Origin of the sequence: Enterobacter cloacae complex sp. P29RS (assembly GCF_014893445.1) — a bacterium.
GTDB lineage: Bacteria > Pseudomonadota > Gammaproteobacteria > Enterobacterales > Enterobacteriaceae > Enterobacter > Enterobacter intestinihominis.
Map to the genome: position 1 here is coordinate 62,072 of NZ_JADBPZ010000002.1, position 18,178 is coordinate 80,249.

Genomic DNA, 18,178 nt, shown 5'->3' on the forward strand with positions numbered 1-18,178 from the left:
TCCTGTTTATTAAACAGTATTTTCGCCGGGAGCGCGTTCATCCCTTCAGAAACGATGGCTTTGTTTGACACGCCGTAACCAATCACTCTGCTGGAGTAATAACTGTATGAGCCAAATATCTGTTATATCTAAATTAACTGGCGTGGAAACGACCACGGAAGGGACACAGATAACACTCGATCACTCCTCAATCGTTAAGCTTAACGTGGATCGAGCCAACATCGCAGATTACTCCCGCAGCGGAAACGATCTGGTGATTACCCTCAATTCGGGCGAAGTGATTACCCTCAAGAATTTCTACGTCACTGATGCGCAGGGCGTAAGCCAGCTGGTGCTTGAAGAGAGTGACGGAGCGCTGTGGTGGATTGAAGATCCAACCGGTGCCGCGACCTATGAATCCATCGCCTCCACCGATGCATTACTGGCGGCGTCAGGGAGTGATGCTGGTGGCGCCGCTGCGTGGCCCTGGGTGCTGGGTGGCCTGGCCGCCGCAGGTGGGATTGCTATTGCGGCGGGAACCGGCGGTGGAGGTGGCGGAGATGACGATAACAACAACCCGAATCCCGGTAATCCGGGAAATCCTTCCGAACCTGATACTACGCCTCCGAATGCTCCCACTAATCTTCAGGTCTCACCTGACGGCAAAACCGTAACAGGTACGGCTGAACCGGGCAGCACGATTACCCTTAAAGATGCCGATGGCAACACCATTGGAACGGGCAAGGTCGGCAGCGACGGCAAATTTACTATCGATCTCGGTACGCCGCTCACCAACGGGGAGCAGATCACCGCCACGGCCACCGACCCGTCCGGCAATACCAGCCAGGGTGGTCAGGTCACAGCACCGGATCTCACCGCGCCGGATGCACCTGCCAATCTGGAGGTTTCGCCTGACGGCAAAACCGTCTCCGGTACGGCTGAGCCGGGCAGCACCGTGACACTGAAAGATGCCGATGGCAACACCATCGGAACGGGCAAGGCTGGCAGCGACGGGAAATTTACTATCGATCTCGGCACGCCGCTCACCAACGGGGAGCAGATCACCGCCACCGCCACCGATCCGTCCGGCAATACCAGCCCGGGCGTTCAGGTCACGGCACCGGATTCAACCGCGCCGGCTGCCCCCGAGATTGTCACCGTCAATGATAACGTGGGCACCGAAGCGGGCCCGCTGAGCAACGGACAACGCACGGACGATGCACGCCCGACGTTCAGCGGCATCAGTGAAGCTGGCACCGTTATTACCTTCTATGACAACGGCAGGCCGATCGGCACCGCCACGGTCGATGCTACCGGGAAATGGAGCTTTACCCCGTCGACCAACCTGTCTGAAGGAAACCACGCCATTACCACCACCGCGACCGATGCGGCAGGCAATACCAGCCCGGCGTCCACGGCGGTGACCTTCGTGGTGGATACTGTCGCACCAGGTGCCCCGGCCATCACCGGTATGACCGATGACGTTGCGCCCAATACCGGCGTGCTCGGAAGCGGAAGCACCACTAACGATCCGCGCCCGCAGCTCACCGGCACGGCGGAAGCGGGCTCTACGGTCACCATCTATGATAACGGCATTGCCATTGGCACAGCGGTTGTAGGCAGCAACGGAAGCTGGAGCTTTACGCCGTCGGTTAACCTGAGCGAAGGCAGCCACCAGCTTACCGTACGCGCCACCGACATCGCCGGTAACACCGGTCCGGCCTCGCCGGCCTTTACCGTAACGGTGGATGTCACCACCCCGCCGGTGCCGACAGGATTTATCGTTAACGATGACACCGGAGGGCTGAAAGGCACGATTACCGCCGGGCAGTTTACCGACGAGTCGCAGCCCCGCCTGACGGGCCGAGGAGAACCAGGCAGCACGATTACGGTTTACGATAACGGCGTTGTGATTGGCAGCACAACGGTTCTGCCGAACGGTACCTGGAGCATCACGCCGACAACGCCGCTGGCAGAGGGTGCACATTCGATTACCCTGCGCGAAACCGATGCGGCAGGCAACCAGAGCGGCCTGTCTCAGCCGATCAACTTTACCGTCGATCTTACGCCGCCAGACATGCCGGAGGCGACGCTCAATTCGACAGGCACGCAAATCACCGGTACTGCCGAGCCGGGCAGTAAAATTGTCATCACCAACAACGCCGGGGTGCAAATCGGGACCGCCACTGCCGACAGCAACGGCAACTACGTCGCCAACCTGAACCCTGCACAAGTGAACGGCGAGATCATCTCCGTGGTCGCCTCCGATGCTGCAGGCAACCAGAGTTCACCGGCGCTGGTTAACGCAGCGGACATCACCGCGCCTGCCGCACCGGGTAACCTGGTGGTGGCGGAAGACGGGGCAAGCGTCAGCGGAACCGCCGAGCCAAACAGCACGATTATTATTAAAGCGCCGGACGGTACGATTATCGGCCAGGCCACCGCCGGTCCGGACGGCACCTTTACCATCCCGATTTCGCCAGCCCAGACCAACGGCGAAGCCCTTGAAGTGACGGCCACCGACGGCAGCGGCAACACCAGTCCGTCCGGCTTTGCCGACGCGCCAGACAGCACGCCACCGCTGGCACCGGAAAACGTGGTGATCTCTGCCGACGGCACCACGGTAACCGGTACAGCCGAGCCGGGCAGCACCGTCACCATTCGTGAAAATGGCGTTAAGGTCGGGGAAGCGGTCGCCGACGATCAGGGTAATTTCAGCGTTGATCTGATCCCGCCGAAAGCTAACGGCGAAGCCCTGACCGCAGATGCCACCGATACCGCCGGAAACACCGGCCCGACCGCGCCGTTTGACGCGCCGGACATCACCGCGGCACAAACCCCGGTCATCACAGGCGTGGAGGATGATGCGCTCGACGTCACCGGTCCTGTCAGCCAGAACGGTCTCACCAACGACAAAACCCCGACCATCAACGGAACGGGCGAGCCCGGCACGACGATCACCCTCTACAGCGGCACCACTGAAATCGGCACTGCGGTGGTTGGGCCTGACGGCCAGTGGTCCATCACGCTGGAAACGGATCTTCCCGACGGCGGGCACGTGCTGACGGCGACGGCGGTTGACGCCAACAATAACCTCAGCGGGACATCGAACACCTGGAGCATCACGGTGGATACCGCCGCGCCGGGCGCTCCAGCCATTACGCAGGTCATTGATGACGTACCGGGCCGCACGGGGCCGCTCGACAACAACCAAATCACCAACGACACGCTCCCGACGCTGAACGGTACCGGCGAGCCGGGCTCCACCGTGACGATCCGCCTGGACGGACAGGATATTGGTACTGCCATTGTGAACAACGGTGGCGCATGGACCTTCACGCCCACTACCGCATTAGGGAACGGGCAGCATACGTTCACCGTCGTCGCGAGCGATGCGGCCGGCAACACCAGCGCATCATCACCCGGCTTTACCTTTACCGTCGATACCACTCCGCCACCGGCAGCCACCCTTGACACCGTCTCCGATAACATCGGCACTGTGCAGGTTCCGCTTAACAGCGGGGATACTACCGATGACACGCTGCCGCAGCTGCAGGGAACCGCACCGGAAGGCACCACCATCACTATCTATGACGGGACCACCCTGCTCGGCACGGCCGTGCTTGACGGCAGCGGCGGCTGGAGCTTTACGCCAACCACGCCGCTGACGGACGGCCCGCATTCGCTGACGGTCCACGCGACGGATGAGGCGGGTAATACCACCATCTCGCCACCGTTTGAGCTGGCGATCGACACGACCGCGCCTGCAACGCCGGATATTCCTGAGATCACCGTGAACCCGGACGGCGCCACACCGGGGACGGCTCTGAATCCTGGGGAGACCACCCGCGATACCACACCAACCCTGAGCGGCTCGGGCACGCCGGGAGATACCGTAAGCATTTACGATGGCGCAACCAAAATAGGTGAAGCCGAGATCGATGGCGACGGTAACTGGAGCTGGACACCGGAAGATCCGCTCCCTGACGGCACCTACGATCTCTCCCTGACGGTGACCAATCAGGACAGCGCCGGGAACGAAAGCGCACCGTCCACGCCAGTGACCATTACCATTGATACCGACGCGCCGGGCCAGCCGGGGATCCCGACGGTGACAGACAGCGTAAGCCAGATCACCGGGCCAGTGGACAACGGCGGAACCACCAACGATCCGCGCCCGGTACTGAGCGGCACCGGTACGCCGAATGACGTCATTACCATCTATGACCAGGTGGGTACAGGCGAGCCGCAGGCCGTGGGCAGCGTCACGGTGGACGGTAGCGGTAACTGGAGCTGGCGTCCTGAGAGCAACATTGGCGAAGGGACGCACCAATACACGGCGACCGCCACCGATGAAGCCGGCAATGAATCTCTGCCATCAACCGGTATCACGATAACGGTCGACACCCTCGCCCCGGATACCCCGCTCATCGGTTCCATTGGCGGCGCTCAGAATGGAGGCTCAACCAACGATAACACACCTGTCATTGGCGGAGGCGGCACGACCGGCGAAACGGTGATTATCTACAACAACGGCGTGGAAGTGGATCGCGTTGAAATCGCCAATGGCGAGTGGTCATACACCCTGCCGACACAAACCGATGGTCCGCTGAATATCACCGTCGCCGCGGTGGACGACGCGGGTAACCTGAGCCCGGTCAGCCCGGTCTTTAGCGTGACGGTCGATACGCAGGCACCGACCGTGCCGCAAATTGACGCCGTCTCTGACAGCCAACTGACTAACAGCGTGCTTTACACCCGCGACGGTACCCCAACCCTCACCGGGATTGGCGAGCCGGGTTCGAGCGTAACCGTTTCTGTTGATGGCACGCCGTCTCCGGTGGTCGTGATGGTTCAGCCGAACGGGACATGGTCCTGGACAGCCGACCCCGCGCTTGCGGAAGGGCCGCACACCTTCTCGGTTGCCGCAAGTGACGCGGCGGGGAATACCTCCGCCAGCTCCGGCGATCTCAGCGTGACGGTGGATACGCTGCTTCCTGCAACGCCAACCAATATCACCATTGCCGCAGAGGGCACGCCGCTGACCGGTACGGCAGATGACGGAACCACGGTGACGGTGCGTGACGCCGGCGGCAATATCATCGGGACCGGGGTCGCGACGGGAGGCATCTTCTCCATCGCCCTCTCCCCGGCCCAACTGGATCCCGCGACGCTGACGCTGTTCGCCACGGACGCCGCAGGTAATGCAAGCCCGACAACCACCTTTGACGTACCGGACTCCCCGCTTATTCTGCCAGCGGTGCCGGTGATTACGGCAATCAACGATGATGCCGATCCCGTCACTGGCGATGTGAAAGACAAAACCACCAATGACACCACGCCTACCCTTACCGGCACCGCCGATCCGGGTAGCGTCATCACCATTTATCTGGATGGGGCGCTGGTTCCGCTGACCGAAATTGTTGCGGATACAGACGGCAACTGGAGCTACACGCCGCTACTGCCGCTCGCGGAAGGGCCGCACACCTTCGCCGTCACCGCCACAAACACCACCACCGGCGCGACCAGCGGGCAGTCGCCGATCGCGACCGTCACCGTCGACCTCACCGATCCGACCGCACCAGCCATCGGTGCGGTGACCGATGACGTAGGCCCGGTCACCGGCCCAATCGCTGACGGGCAGAGCACCAACGACAACCGTCCTACCCTGACCGGAACAGGCACGGCCGGGGACACCATTACGGTGTACGATGACGGCGACCCGCTGGGCACCGTTGTTGTCGGTCCGACCGGCACCTGGAGCTACACGCCGCCTGCGCTGGACGACGGCAGCCACACCCTGACCGTGACCGCCACCGACCCGGCAGGCAATGAGAGCGCCCCGTCGGCCGGGATCACCATTGTGGTCGACACCGTTTCCACCACGCCGGTAATTACCAGCGTGACGGATAACGCAGGGAATGCGGCAACGCCTGTCCCAAGCGGCGATCCAACCAACGACACTACGCCAACCCTGACCGGTAGCGCCGAGCCGAACAGCGTCGTCGCCATTTTTGATGGCGCTACGCAAATTGGTACGGTGGCAGCAGACGGCACCGGTGCCTGGACATTTACTCCTGAAACCGCCCTCGGCGAAGGGACGCATGACTTTACTGTCAGAGCGACGGATCCGCAGGGCAACGTCAGCCAGCCGTCCAACGCCTGGAGCGTCGAAATCGATCTGACTGCGCCACAGGTGCCGACGATCGTTACGGTCAGCGACAACGCCCCGGGAGGCGCAACCGGCCCGCTTACCGCCGGGCAGGTGACCAATGACACCACGCCAACCCTCAGCGGCACCGGCCAGGCGGGTACCATCATTCACGTGCTGAATAACGGCGTGGAGATTGGCACCACCACGGTCGACGGCAGCGGCAACTGGACCTTTACGCCGGATCCGGTACTGACTGACGGGACGTATAACCTGCGCGTTAACGCCAGCGATGATGTCGGAAACGTCTCCGCCAACTCGCCAGTGTTCGCCTTTACGGTGGATACCGCCGGGCCTGCGGCCCCGGTGGTTACCACGGTAATAGACGATGTCAGCCCGGGAACGGGAACCCTCGCCAGCGACGGCTCCACGAACGACACCCGTCCAACCTTCAACGGTACGGGGGAAGTGGGCGCAACGGTACACGTTATTGTCGATGATGTGGAAATCGGCACGGCGGTCGTCAACGCCCAGGGTAACTGGACCTTCACGCCGACCACTGAACTGGGCGAAGGGCCGCACGTTATTACCTTCAACGCCACCGATGCCGCAGGCAATACCGGGGTCACCTCACCACCGTTCAACCTGACGGTGGATACCTCGGTGCCTGAGGCACCGGTCTTTACCCCGGCCACTGACGATGCTGGTACCGTGCTGGGCCCGGTCGCCTCGGGACAAAGCACAGACGACACCACGCCAACGCTGAACGGCACCGCGGCGGCCAACGCGACCATCACCATTTTTGAAAGTGGCCGTGAAGTGGGTACCGCCGTGGCGGACGCAAACGGCGTATGGAGCTTTACCACCGGTACGCTGGCAAACGGCAGCCACACCTGGACCGCCACGGTAACCGATGCCGCGGGCAACGTCAGCCCTGCCTCACCAGGCTTTACGCTGGTGGTAGATACGGCTGCGCCTGTCGCGCCGGTTATCACCCAGGCGATTGACGACGTTGGCACCATCACCGGGGCAATAGGTTCCGGCCAGACCACCAACGATCCTCTCCCGCGTCTGGTGGGGACCAGCGAGCCGCTGGCCACCGTGAATATTTATGAGGGCACCACGCTGGTGGGCACCGGTACTGCCGATGCCGATGGCAACTGGACCGTCGATATCACCGTGCCGCTGGACAGTGGGTCACACACCTTTACCGCAGAAGCAACGGATCAGGCGGGTAACACCAGCACGTCGTCCGCCGACTTCAGCCTGACCATTGACACCACACCGCCAGCGCTGCCGGTGCTGACCAGCATCACCGACGATGTCGGTAACGCCGCTGCGCCTGTCGCCAACGGCGGGTTAACCAACGACGCGCGGCCAACGCTCACCGGTACGGCAGAAGCCGGCGCGACGGTCACCATCTTTGATAATGGGGTACAGATTGGCACCGCAGTCGCCACCGGTGGCGCGTGGAGCTTTACGCCTTCCACCCCGCTGACTGACGGGCCGCATAATCTGACCTTCTCCGCTACCGACGCGGTGGGCAACGCCAGCGCGCAGACCGGCGGTTACACCATTAATGTGGATGCCACCGCCCCTGTCGTACCGGCAATCACCTCGATTGAGGATGATGTGGGGACCGTCACCGGACCTGTTACTGGCACCAACCCAACCAACGACACCCGTCCGACCTTAAACGGTACGGCAGAAGCCAATGCCACCGTACGTATTTACGACGGCACGACGCTGGTGGGGACCGTCACTGCCGATGCCAACGGCAACTGGACGCTGCCGCAAACCAGCACCACGCTGACGGAAGGCGCGCATAACTTCACCGCAACCGCCACCGATGCCGCGGGCAATACCAGCGTGGCTTCACCGATTATCACGATTAACGTTGACCTGACGCCGCCACCAGCCCCAACCGGGCTGGCGGTGATCACCAACGGGACGCAGGTCACCGGTACAGCGGAAGCGGGAAGCACCGTCACCATCACCAGCAGCACCGGAACCGTGCTTGGAACGGCCGTCGCGGACGGTAGCGGAAGCTTCAGCGCCACCATCACCCCTGCACAGACCGCCGGTGAATCCCTGATCGTCTTTGCTACCGATAAGGCCGGTAACGCGGGTATCACCACCTCCGTGATTGCCCCGATCACCACAATCCCGAACGCGCCTGTTATCGCCAATATTGACGATAACGTTGGCACGGTGACGGGCAACCTGACCAACGGGAATACCACCGATGACACCACGCCAACCCTGAGCGGCACGGCGCAGCCGAACACGACCATCACCCTCTATAACAACGGGGTGCTGATGGGCACGGTCACCGCGAATGCCAGCGGCAACTGGAGCTTCACCACGCCGGTGCTGAGCGAAGGCCCGCATGCCTTCACCGCCACGGCGAGCAACGGCTCGGGCACCAGCCCGATTTCCACGTCGACCACCGTCATTGTCGATCTCACTGCGCCAACGGCTCCAACCGGGACCTTCAACGCAGACGGCAGCGTACTGACCGGTAGCGCTGAAGCGGGCAGCACCGTCACCATCCGCCTAGCGGATAATTCAACGGTCACCGCCACGGCGGACAGCAACGGTTCCTGGAGCTACACCTTCCTCAATAAACAGACGGAAGGTCAGACGCTGCAAATCACCGCCACCGATGCGGCAGGCAACGTTTCGCTGCCCGGCTCAGCCCTTGCGCCGGTGGTGCCGCTCTCTGCCAGCACCAACGCTGAAGAACTGGCGCTCACGACCACCGCCACGGTGACCAACTCGCAGTACAGCGACTATGGTTTCCTGCTGGTAGGCGCCTTAGGTAACGTGCTGACGCTGCTCGGCAACGACACCGCGCAGGTAGGTTTCACCGTCGGCAACGGCGGCAGTGCGGATATTGCCGTGAACGCCAACGCCACGGGGGCCGTTCTTTCCCTGCTCAATACCCTTGAGCTGGTGGTACAGCGCTTCGACGCCGCCAACAACACCTGGACCACCGTGGTCGATACCGGGCAGCCGCAGTTCGCTGACCTGTTGACCCTCGGCGCGACGGGGGTATCGCTGAACCTGAACGGGCTGGCGAATGGTCAGTATCGCGTCCTGAGCTACAACACTAACCTGCTGGCAACCGGCTCTTACACCAGCCTCGATGTGGCGGTGAAAGAGACCAGCGCAGGCACCGTGTCCGGCGAGACCAGCGTTGTCGGGAACGTCATCACTGACGTGGATCCAACCGCAGGCAGCGACAACGCCCCGGCGGGCACCACCGTCACTACGGTCACCAACGCCCAGGGCACCACCACCAGCGTTACGGCTGACGGCACGGTGATTCAGGGGCAATACGGCACGCTGACCATCAACCTGGACGGCAGCTATACCTATAACCTGACCAACACCAGCGCCGCCGTCATTGGCCGCACGGAGAACTTTACCTACACCATCACCCATAACGGCACCAGCGCCTCGGCAAATCTGGTTTTGTCGCTGGGCGAAGGCACTACCAGCAGCGGGATCGTGGCCGTGGACGATACCGCCTCGCTGACCTTCGACACCACCGTGGAGGCGATCAACAACGGCACCTCGTCGCAGGGCGGCTTTACCCTGGTGGGGATCAACCTTGGCAATACCCTGGGGCTGAACCTGCTGGACGATCTGGCCAACCCGATCATCTATAACGTGGAAGAAGGCACCACCCGCACCATGACCGTTCAGGCGTCCGTGGGCGGCGTCGCGCTGGCCTCGGTGTTCGACCTCTACATCTATAAGTTCAACAATGCGACGCAGACCTTCGAGCAGATGCGCGTTGAACCCGGCTGGCTGCGCGCGCCGCTGCTGGGCGGCACTTCCCCGCAGCTGACGTTGAACCTGCCCGCTGGCGAGTACCTGTTCCTGCTCAATACGGCGGCGGGGATCACCGCGCTGACGGCCTACACGCTGAACGTCTTGCAGGATCATGTCTACAGCGTGGCAAGCGTGAGCGAGAGCACGACCGGGGATGTGCTGGCGGATGATATTGCGCCAGCAGGTACCGTGGTCTCCGACGTTAACGGCGTGGCGGTGAACAGCAGCGGCCTGACGGAGATCACCGGCGAGTACGGTACGCTGCGGATCAACGCAGCCGGGGAGTACACTTACACCCTGGACAGCGGAGTCGGCGCTGACAGCATCAGCACCCCAGATACCTTCGTCTACACCATCACCGCGCCGAACGGCTCGAAAGACACGGCATCGCTGAACATCACCCCGACCGCGCAGCCAATGGACGCGGTGAACGATGTCAGCACGGCGATGGACGTGAACTCGGTGCACCGCACCGCCGCATACTCGGATACCACCGTCGGGTCGGCGAGCTGGAACGCCGCGCTGCTTGCCTCAACCCAGGGCAGCGGAAGCGGGACCTTCGTGGTGGATCCTAATACTGCACTGCATAACGTGGTTCTGTCGTTTAACGTCGCCTCGCTGCTGACCCTTACCGGGTTAACGGTCGACTGGACGCTGACCAACGGCACCACCACCCTCAGATCCGGCTCATTTAACGGCGGGCTGCTGCTGGGCGGCAGGGCGACGATCAACCTGACGGGCCTCGATCTGGAAGCGGGAACCTATACGCTGAACTATACCGGCAGAATGGGACCGCTGGGGGTGGGAAATATCACCGTTACCCCAAGCGTCACCGGGACCAGCTACTCCCTGTCGCAGTTTGACGCCACGGGCACCCACACCGTTGACGGCAATATCTTCGACGGCACCGGCTCCGCGGGCGCGATGGACCAGCTGCACTCGGTGGATACCCGTCTCAGCATTACCGGCTACGACGGCGTAACCACCACGCTGGATCCGTACACCGGCAGCACGCAGGTAAACATCACGGGCCACTACGGCACGCTGGCAATTGCCGCAGACGGCAGTTACACCTACACACTCAACCCGGGGATATCGTTCTCTACCATCACCAGCAAGGAGGTCTTTAACTACACCCTGACCGACGCCAACGGCACCCGGGATACCGCCTCGCTGACCATCAATATGGCACCGAAATTTGTCAGTTCGGAACATAACGATGTGATTAGCGGCACGGCCTACGGCGACACGCTGATTTATCAGGTGTTGAACACTACGGCGGGTAACGCCACCGCAGGTAACAGCACGGGTGACCACTGGACGAACTTCTCCCTGTCGCAGGGAGACAAGATCGACATTGGCGATCTGCTGGTGGGCTGGAACGGTAGCGCGTCGACGCTGGGGAACTATGTCTCTGTTTCACAAAGCGGTAACAATACTGTGATCTCCATCGACCGTGACGGCACGGGAGCCGCCTACACTAAATCTACGCTCGTTACGCTGGACAACGTTCAGACCACCTACGACGAGCTTGTAAACCAGCAACACATCATTACCTGATAGCACCTGCAAGAAATGACCCGGGCGCGCACAGCGCCCGGGCATAAACAAAAAAGCAGTACTTTTTTATTAGGGACAAGACATGGGAAAGAAGATGCCTTACTGGTGGCTCTCGTGCTGCCTGATATCTGTGCCCGCTATCGCGGCAAACCCTGCGGCGATGATTAATACCGGACAATTAAGCGAAACGCAGGAACTCCCCTCTTTAAATGGCCGCGTGGCGCCCGTAGCCAGCAAAGCCGCCCCCGGCACGCTACAGCTGGATGAAGCCGTAAACCGCGCCGTGACCTGGCATCCGGCCATCAGTGAAGCCGTCGGCAAACTTTATCAGCAGAGCGAAAATGTGGACGTCGCCAAATCGAAATATTATCCGCAAATTAACGCCGGCATGGATAACGGCTATAGCCACGACGGCGACGATAATGGCTTTACCCCCTCGCTGGTGCTTTCGCTTTCGCAAATGCTTTACGACTTCGGCAAAGTCGCAAGCCAGGTGCGCGCCGAAAACGCGGGCGTCGCCCAGCAGCAGGCCAACGTGCTGGTGAGCATCGACACTATCGCCCACGATACCGCCATCGCTATGGTGCAGGTGCAGACCTGGCAGCAGATGGTCGAGACCGCTAAAGAACAGCTGGACGCCCTGACCTCCATCGGCACACTGACGAAGCTGCGTAATGACGAAGGCGCCACGTCGCTCTCTGACGTGGTGCAGACCGATGCCCGTATCGAAGGCGCGCGAGCGCAGCTGATGCAGTATCAGGCCAGCCTCGACAGCTCACGCGCCACGCTGATGAGCATGCTGGGCTGGGACGGCCTGAACGCGGTCAGCAATGAATTTCCGCAAAGTCTGGCCCGCAGCTGCGATATTGCCGAGCCGGACGATCGCCTGGTACCCTCGGTTTTAGCGGCCTGGGCGCAGGCCAACGTCGCGCAGGCCAATCTCGACTATGCCAACGCGCAGATGACCCCTACCGTCTCGCTGGAGCCGGAAGTCCGCCACTATCTTAACGACCGTTACTCAGGCAACGAAACGCGGGACCGCACCCAGTACTCCGCGTGGGTAAAAGTGCAGATGCCGCTCTATCAGGGCGGCGGCCTCACCGCCCGGCGTAACGCCGCCGGACACGCGGTGGAATCGGCCCAGTCCACCATTCAGCGCACCCGTCTTGAGGTGCGGCAAAAACTGCTGGAAGCGCGCAGCCAGGTGATGAGCCTGATGAGCACGCTTCAGATCCAGGGCCGCCAGGAAGCACTCAGCGCCCGTACCCGCGAGCTGTATCAGCAGCAGTATCTCGATCTTGGTTCCCGCCCGCTGCTCGACGTGCTCAACGCCGAGCAGGAGGTGTATCAGGCGCGCTTTACCCAGCAGCAAACCGCCGGACAGCTCCGCCAGCTTCAGCTGAACTGTCTCTACCAAACCGGGCGCATACGTCAGGCGTTCGATCTTGAAAACCGCACCATCCAGACCGTGGAGATCCAGCCATGAAGCAACGCGATATTCCGCAGGGTGAAAACATGACGGATGAGGCGCTGGAGCAGTGGGCGCAGGCGTTTGGCTATGTGGCGACGCGCTATCGCGTTGCCTGCTCGCCAGGCTCGCTGATCGCGGGCGCGCCGTGGCTGAAAGGCAAACCGATGGTGCCCGCGCTGACGCAGCTCGCCCGTGAAGCCGGGCTGACGTTCCAGCTGCTGACGGCCGATCAGCACGCCATCAACAGCTGGCGTCTGCCGGTGGTGGTAGAGCTGAACGACGGTAAAATCGGCGTGATCGATAATTTCGACGGCGAGGATACGCTTGAGGTCAGCTTTTTCGACGACAACACGCACACCAACCGCCTGTCGATGAGCGCGATGCTGCCTGCCATCCGCCACGTCATCGCCCTGCGTCCGCTGGCGGCGCTGAAGGACAGCCGCGTGGACGCCTATATCTCAAAATACCGCCCGGACTGGCTCTACCGGCTGGTGATGCGCGACCTTCGCCCTTACAGCTGGGTGATGCTGGCGGCGCTGTTTATCAACGTGCTCTCCCTCTCCGGCATTGTCTTTTCCATGCAGGTGTATGACCGGGTGATCCCCGCCCAGTCCTACCCGACGCTCTACGTACTGACCATTGGGGTACTGATCGCCACGCTGTTTGGTTTTGTGCTGCGCGTGGCGCGCGGGCACATTATGGATCTGCTGGGCAAACGCTCGGATATGCGCGTCTCGGATCGGGTCTTCGGCCACGCGCTGCGGCTACGCCACAGCGCCATTCCGCGCTCCACCGGCAGCTTTATCTCCCAGCTGCGCGAGCTGGAGCAGATCCGCGAGATGGTCACCTCCTCCACCATTTCCACCATCGTCGATCTGCCGTTCTTTATCCTGTTTGTGATTGTGCTGGCGATCATCGCCCCGCAGCTGGCGTGGATCGCCCCGGTGGCGGCGGTGATTATGGTCCTGCCTGGCCTGCTGCTGCAAAAGAAGCTGGCAGAGCTGGCGAAGCAGTCGGCGCATGAATCTACCCTGCGCAACGCGGTGCTGGTGGAGAGCGTGCAGGGGCTGGAGGACATCAAGCTGATGCAGGCGGAGAACCGCTTTTTGCAGCAGTGGAACAGCTATATCCAGATCACCGCCGAATCCGGCCTGCGCACCCGCGAACTGACGCAGAACCTGATCAGCTGGGGGATGACCATTCAGAGCCTGGTCTATGCCGGGGTGATCGTGGTGGGCGCGCCGATGGTGATCGACGGCACCTTAACCACAGGTTCGGTGGTGGCCGCCTCGATGCTCGCCTCACGGATGATCGCCCCGATGGCGACGCTGTGCGGCGTGCTGGCCCGCTGGCAGCAGGTGAAGGCGGCCAAAGAGGGGCTGGACAGCATTATGCAGCTGCCGACCGAGAATCAGCGCGAAGAGACGCCGATCCGTCAGGACGTGCTGCGCGGACATTACCTGTTCGAGCAGGCGCAGTTCCGCTATCACCCGGAAGATCCGCGCATGGCGCTGCGCATTAACCGCCTGGAGATCAAAGCGGGCGAAAAAGTGGCGATCCTCGGGCGCAACGGCGCGGGCAAATCAACCCTGTTGCAGGCGATGGCGGGCGGGATGGATCTGGCGGGCGGTGAACTGCGGCTCGACAACCTCAGCCTGCCGCATCTGGACGTGGCTGACGTGCGGCGAAACGTCGGCTTTATGACCCAAAACGCCCGGCTGTTTTACGGCACCCTGCGCGAGAACATCACGCTCGGCATGCCGCGCGCCACCGATGAAGAGATCTTCGAGGTGCTGGAGATGTGCGGCGCGGCCAGCTTTGTGCAGAAGCTGCCAAAGGGGCTGGATTACCCGATTATGGAGAACGGCGTCGGGCTGTCCGGCGGGCAGCGGCAGTCTATTCTGCTGGCGCGGATGCTGCTGCGCGACCCGAATATCGTGCTGATGGATGAACCGACCGCCTCCCTTGATGAACATACCGAGCGGGAATTTATTCAACGTCTCGGGGCGTGGCTCGGCAACCGCACGCTGGTTGTCGCGACCCACCGCGTGCCGGTACTGGAGCTGGTGGAGCGCGTGGTGGTACTCAAAGATGGCATGCTGGTGATGGACGCGCCAAAAGCGCAGGCGCTGAACAACAGCCGTATGCAGCAACAGCAGCAGGCAACCGGACGGGAGTGGAATAATGAAAATCAATCAGCGTGACGTTGCCGCAGTAGAAGATCTGGATAACGCGCTCGACTCCGAGAGCGGTTATACCGGCGCCCGGCGCATCGTTTTCTTCTCCCTGCTGATGTTTGTGGTGCTCGGCGTCTGGGCGTGGTTCGGGGTGCTGGATGAAGTCTCAACCGGCACCGGAAAAGTGATCCCCAGTTCACGCGAGCAGGTATTGCAGTCGCTGGATGGGGGGATCCTCACTGAGCTGAACGTACACGAAGGGGATCAGGTGCAGGCCGGACAGGTGCTGGCGCGGCTGGATCCTACCCGCTCGGAATCTAACGTCGGCGAAAGCGCGGCGCGTTACCGCGCGTCGCTGGCCTCCAGCGTGCGCCTGTACGCCGAGGTGAACGATCTCCCGCTGAAATTCCCGCCTTCCCTGGCGAAATGGACCGACCTGACCGCCGCAGAAACGCGGCTTTACAACTCTCGCCGCGCCCAGCTGGAGGATACGCAGCGTGAACTTCGCTCCGCGTTAGCGCTCGCCAATAAAGAACTGGCGATCACTCAACGGCTGGTGAAAACCGGTGCCGCCAGCCACGTGGAAGTGCTGCGCCTGCAACGGCAGAAAAGCGACCTGGAGCTGAAGCTCACCGACGTGCGTTCCCAGTATTACGTGCAGGCCCGTGAAGCGCTGTCGAAGGCCAACGCCGAGGTGGATATGGTGTCAGCGATCCTGAAAGGCCGCGAGGATTCCGTTACCCGCCTGACGGTGAAGTCTCCGGTGCGCGGGATCGTGAAAAACATCAAGGTGACCACCATCGGCGGCGTCATACCGCCCAACGGCGAGTTAATGGAGATTGTGCCGGTGGACGATCACCTGCTGATTGAAACCCGCCTCTCGCCCCGGGATATCGCCTTTATCCATCCTAATCAGGAGGCGCTGGTGAAAATCACCGCCTACGATTACGCGATTTACGGCGGGCTGCACGGGGTGGTGGAGACCATTTCGCCGGACACCATTCAGGACGAAGCGAAGCCGGAGGTGTTTTACTACCGTGTATTCATTCGCACAAGCCAGGATTATCTGGTGAACAAGGCGGGCAGGCACTTTTCGATTGTGCCGGGGATGATTGCGACGGTGGATATTAAGACCGGGGAGAAAACGGTGCTGGATTATCTGATTAAGCCGTTTAACCGGGCGAAGGAGGCGCTGAGGGAGCGGTAGTCAAACGCCGGGTGGCGGCTTCGCCTTACCCGGCCTACACCGCCGTTCCGAGTGATGAGGATCCAACACACCTAACATGATCTCCATCACCAATCTGCTATAGTAGCCCAAATTCATTTTTCAGGAAGAAATCATGCGCCAACGAACCATTGTCTGCCCCATCATCCAGAATGACGGAGCCTACCTGCTATGTAAAATGGCCGACGATCGCGGTGTATTCCCCGGTCAGTGGGCACTCTGCGGTGGTGGAATGGAACCAGGCGAAACCATGGAACAGGCGCTGCGCCGTGAAGTCCGTGAGGAGCTGGGCGACGCGCTGGACATTATCGACGTCAAGCCCTGGGCTTTTCGCGATGACATCAGGGTCAAAACTTACGCCGATGGTACCACCGAGGAAATTTATATGATTTATCTGATCTTCGACTGCATCAGCGCCAATCGGGATGTTACGTTTAACGACGAGTTTCAGGAGATCGCCTGGGTTTATCCGGAATCGTTAAGAGAGCTGGATCTCAACGAGGCCACGCGCATTACCTTTGCGCAAAAGGGCCTTCTTTAATCGTCCACTGCCCCGGCGTTTTACCGGTCCACGTTCTGAAAACTTCAATAAATGCGCTGACGCTGCTGTATCCGCACGAGAGCGCAATCCACCCCACCGGCTTCCCCGCCGCCAGCCACTCCATCGCCTGCATGACGCGCGCCAGCTGGCGCCAGTTGACGAAGTTCATCCCCGTCTCCGCGCTAAACCGCCGGTTGAATGTACGTACGCTCATCCCGGCACGGCTGGCATGGCTTTCCACCGTCTGATTATCATCGACGGATTGCAGCAGTTTCCTGACCACATTTTTCAGCCGGGGATCGGTCGGTACGGGCAGATAAAAGCGGACCTGAGACGCCAGAGCCAACTCCTCCAGCAGCAGGATGAGCTTTCGGGGATCGTATTCACTCCCGGCAACGCTTAAACGGGAAAACAGTGCATCGGTAAAATCGTCAGACTCGAAAAGCGTGGCCTTTTCCGGAAGCCCTTCACAATGGGCAGGGTCAAGATAGACAGCGCAACCTTCAATCGCACTTTCCGAAAAGGCAGCGTGCTGCTGACCAGGCGGGATCCAGCCGATATGTTTTGCGGGTACCACCGAACGCCCCTGCGGCGTCTCAATCACCAGCAGCCCCGCAGCAATGCGCCAGAGCTGGCCGGCATGATGGCTGTGCCACGGGGTGTGATAGCCGCCGGGATGAACAAGCCTCTCAGTTGTCAGCATGAATTTGACCGAAAATCGTTATTCTTCGACTTATTACAGAAACTACGCCTTATGCTGTCAAGGATAATAGCGGCTCAACATCACGAGGAGCTAACATGACCATCATTACATCCCTGATAAACCAGCCCGACAACACCGCGCAGCGCGAGCAAATGGCCTGTCTGTTAACCCGCTTATTCAATGGCAATGTAGATCCGGCAGAGGTGTTTACGCCCGACTACCAGCAGGTTACGGACGGTCACATGCTTGATTATCAGGGATTTATGAAACACCTGAACCATGTGCGTGCGCAGATCCGCGAGATTACGTTTACCGTGGAAGCGTTATGTTGCCATAACGAATGTGTGGCAGACCGGCACAGAGTGGCCGTGACATATCCGGATGGTCGCCAGGCAGAATTAGAGGTGTATATGTTTGCCACGCTGCGCGAGGGGAAAATTTGTCGTATCCATGAAGTCACACAGGTGCCAGACGGCGATGCATTTGACCGCACCCTCGCCCACGCCACGCAATAACCTTACCCTACACGGG

7 protein-coding genes are annotated in these 18,178 nt (G+C 61.1%); 6 read left to right on the forward strand and 1 reads right to left on the reverse strand.

Translation table 11 applies throughout. From position 1 onward, the window contains the following. Positions 1–106: 106 nt before the first annotated feature. The 5 genes from IM282_RS01880 to nudI all read left to right on the forward strand — a co-directional run bounded on the left by IM282_RS01880 (position 107) and on the right by nudI (position 16,944). Positions 107–11,530 (forward strand): BapA/Bap/LapF family large adhesin, encoded by an 11,424-nt coding sequence (locus IM282_RS01880; RefSeq protein ID WP_192970057.1) that lies wholly within the window; start codon positions 107–109, stop codon positions 11,528–11,530. Between the two features lie 82 nt (positions 11,531–11,612). Continuing rightward, positions 11,613–13,016, forward strand: coding sequence for a TolC family outer membrane protein (locus IM282_RS01885; protein ID WP_022649108.1), 1,404 nt, complete (start codon positions 11,613–11,615; stop codon positions 13,014–13,016). Next, a complete protein-coding gene (locus IM282_RS01890) occupies positions 13,013–15,205 on the forward strand; it encodes a type I secretion system permease/ATPase (RefSeq protein WP_023306789.1) in 2,193 nt (730 codons plus the stop codon). Before IM282_RS01885 ends, IM282_RS01890 begins: the two co-directional genes overlap by 4 nt. Continuing rightward, positions 15,186–16,385, forward strand: a complete 1,200-nt coding sequence (locus tag IM282_RS01895; RefSeq protein ID WP_022649110.1) for an HlyD family efflux transporter periplasmic adaptor subunit — start codon at positions 15,186–15,188, stop codon at positions 16,383–16,385. Before IM282_RS01890 ends, IM282_RS01895 begins: the two co-directional genes overlap by 20 nt. A 133-nt stretch (positions 16,386–16,518) precedes the next feature. Further along, entirely contained in the window at positions 16,519–16,944 is a 426-nt protein-coding gene (nudI, locus tag IM282_RS01900; RefSeq protein WP_022649111.1) for a nucleoside triphosphatase NudI, read from the forward strand. Here the strand turns inward: nudI and IM282_RS01905 are convergent. Beyond that, the gene (locus IM282_RS01905; RefSeq protein WP_192970058.1) at positions 16,916–17,647 is read right to left on the reverse strand and encodes a helix-turn-helix domain-containing protein; all 732 of its coding nucleotides are present in this window, start codon (positions 17,645–17,647) and stop codon (positions 16,916–16,918) included. The two genes, nudI and IM282_RS01905, sit on opposite strands and share 29 nt — an antisense overlap. Positions 17,648–17,742: 95 nt before the next feature. Here IM282_RS01905 and IM282_RS01910 point away from each other — a divergent pair, with 95 nt between their 5' ends. Then, positions 17,743–18,162 (forward strand): nuclear transport factor 2 family protein, encoded by a 420-nt coding sequence (locus tag IM282_RS01910; protein WP_045308442.1) that lies wholly within the window; start codon positions 17,743–17,745, stop codon positions 18,160–18,162. Positions 18,163–18,178: the final 16 nt, after the last annotated feature.

What these genes read in the sequence shown, in the direction of transcription:
- IM282_RS01880 (WP_192970057.1), top strand. Translation starts at nt 107, where the DNA reads ATGAGCCAAATATCTGTTATATCTAAATTAACTGGCGTGGAAACGACC.
- IM282_RS01910 (WP_045308442.1), top strand. Translation starts at nt 17,743, where the DNA reads ATGACCATCATTACATCCCTGATAAACCAGCCCGACAACACCGCGCAG.
- IM282_RS01890 (WP_023306789.1), top strand. Translation starts at nt 13,013, where the DNA reads ATGAAGCAACGCGATATTCCGCAGGGTGAAAACATGACGGATGAGGCG.
- IM282_RS01905 (WP_192970058.1), bottom strand. Translation starts at nt 17,647, where the DNA reads ATGCTGACAACTGAGAGGCTTGTTCATCCCGGCGGCTATCACACCCCG.
- IM282_RS01895 (WP_022649110.1), top strand. Translation starts at nt 15,186, where the DNA reads ATGAAAATCAATCAGCGTGACGTTGCCGCAGTAGAAGATCTGGATAAC.
- IM282_RS01885 (WP_022649108.1), top strand. Translation starts at nt 11,613, where the DNA reads ATGGGAAAGAAGATGCCTTACTGGTGGCTCTCGTGCTGCCTGATATCT.
- nudI (WP_022649111.1), top strand. Translation starts at nt 16,519, where the DNA reads ATGCGCCAACGAACCATTGTCTGCCCCATCATCCAGAATGACGGAGCC.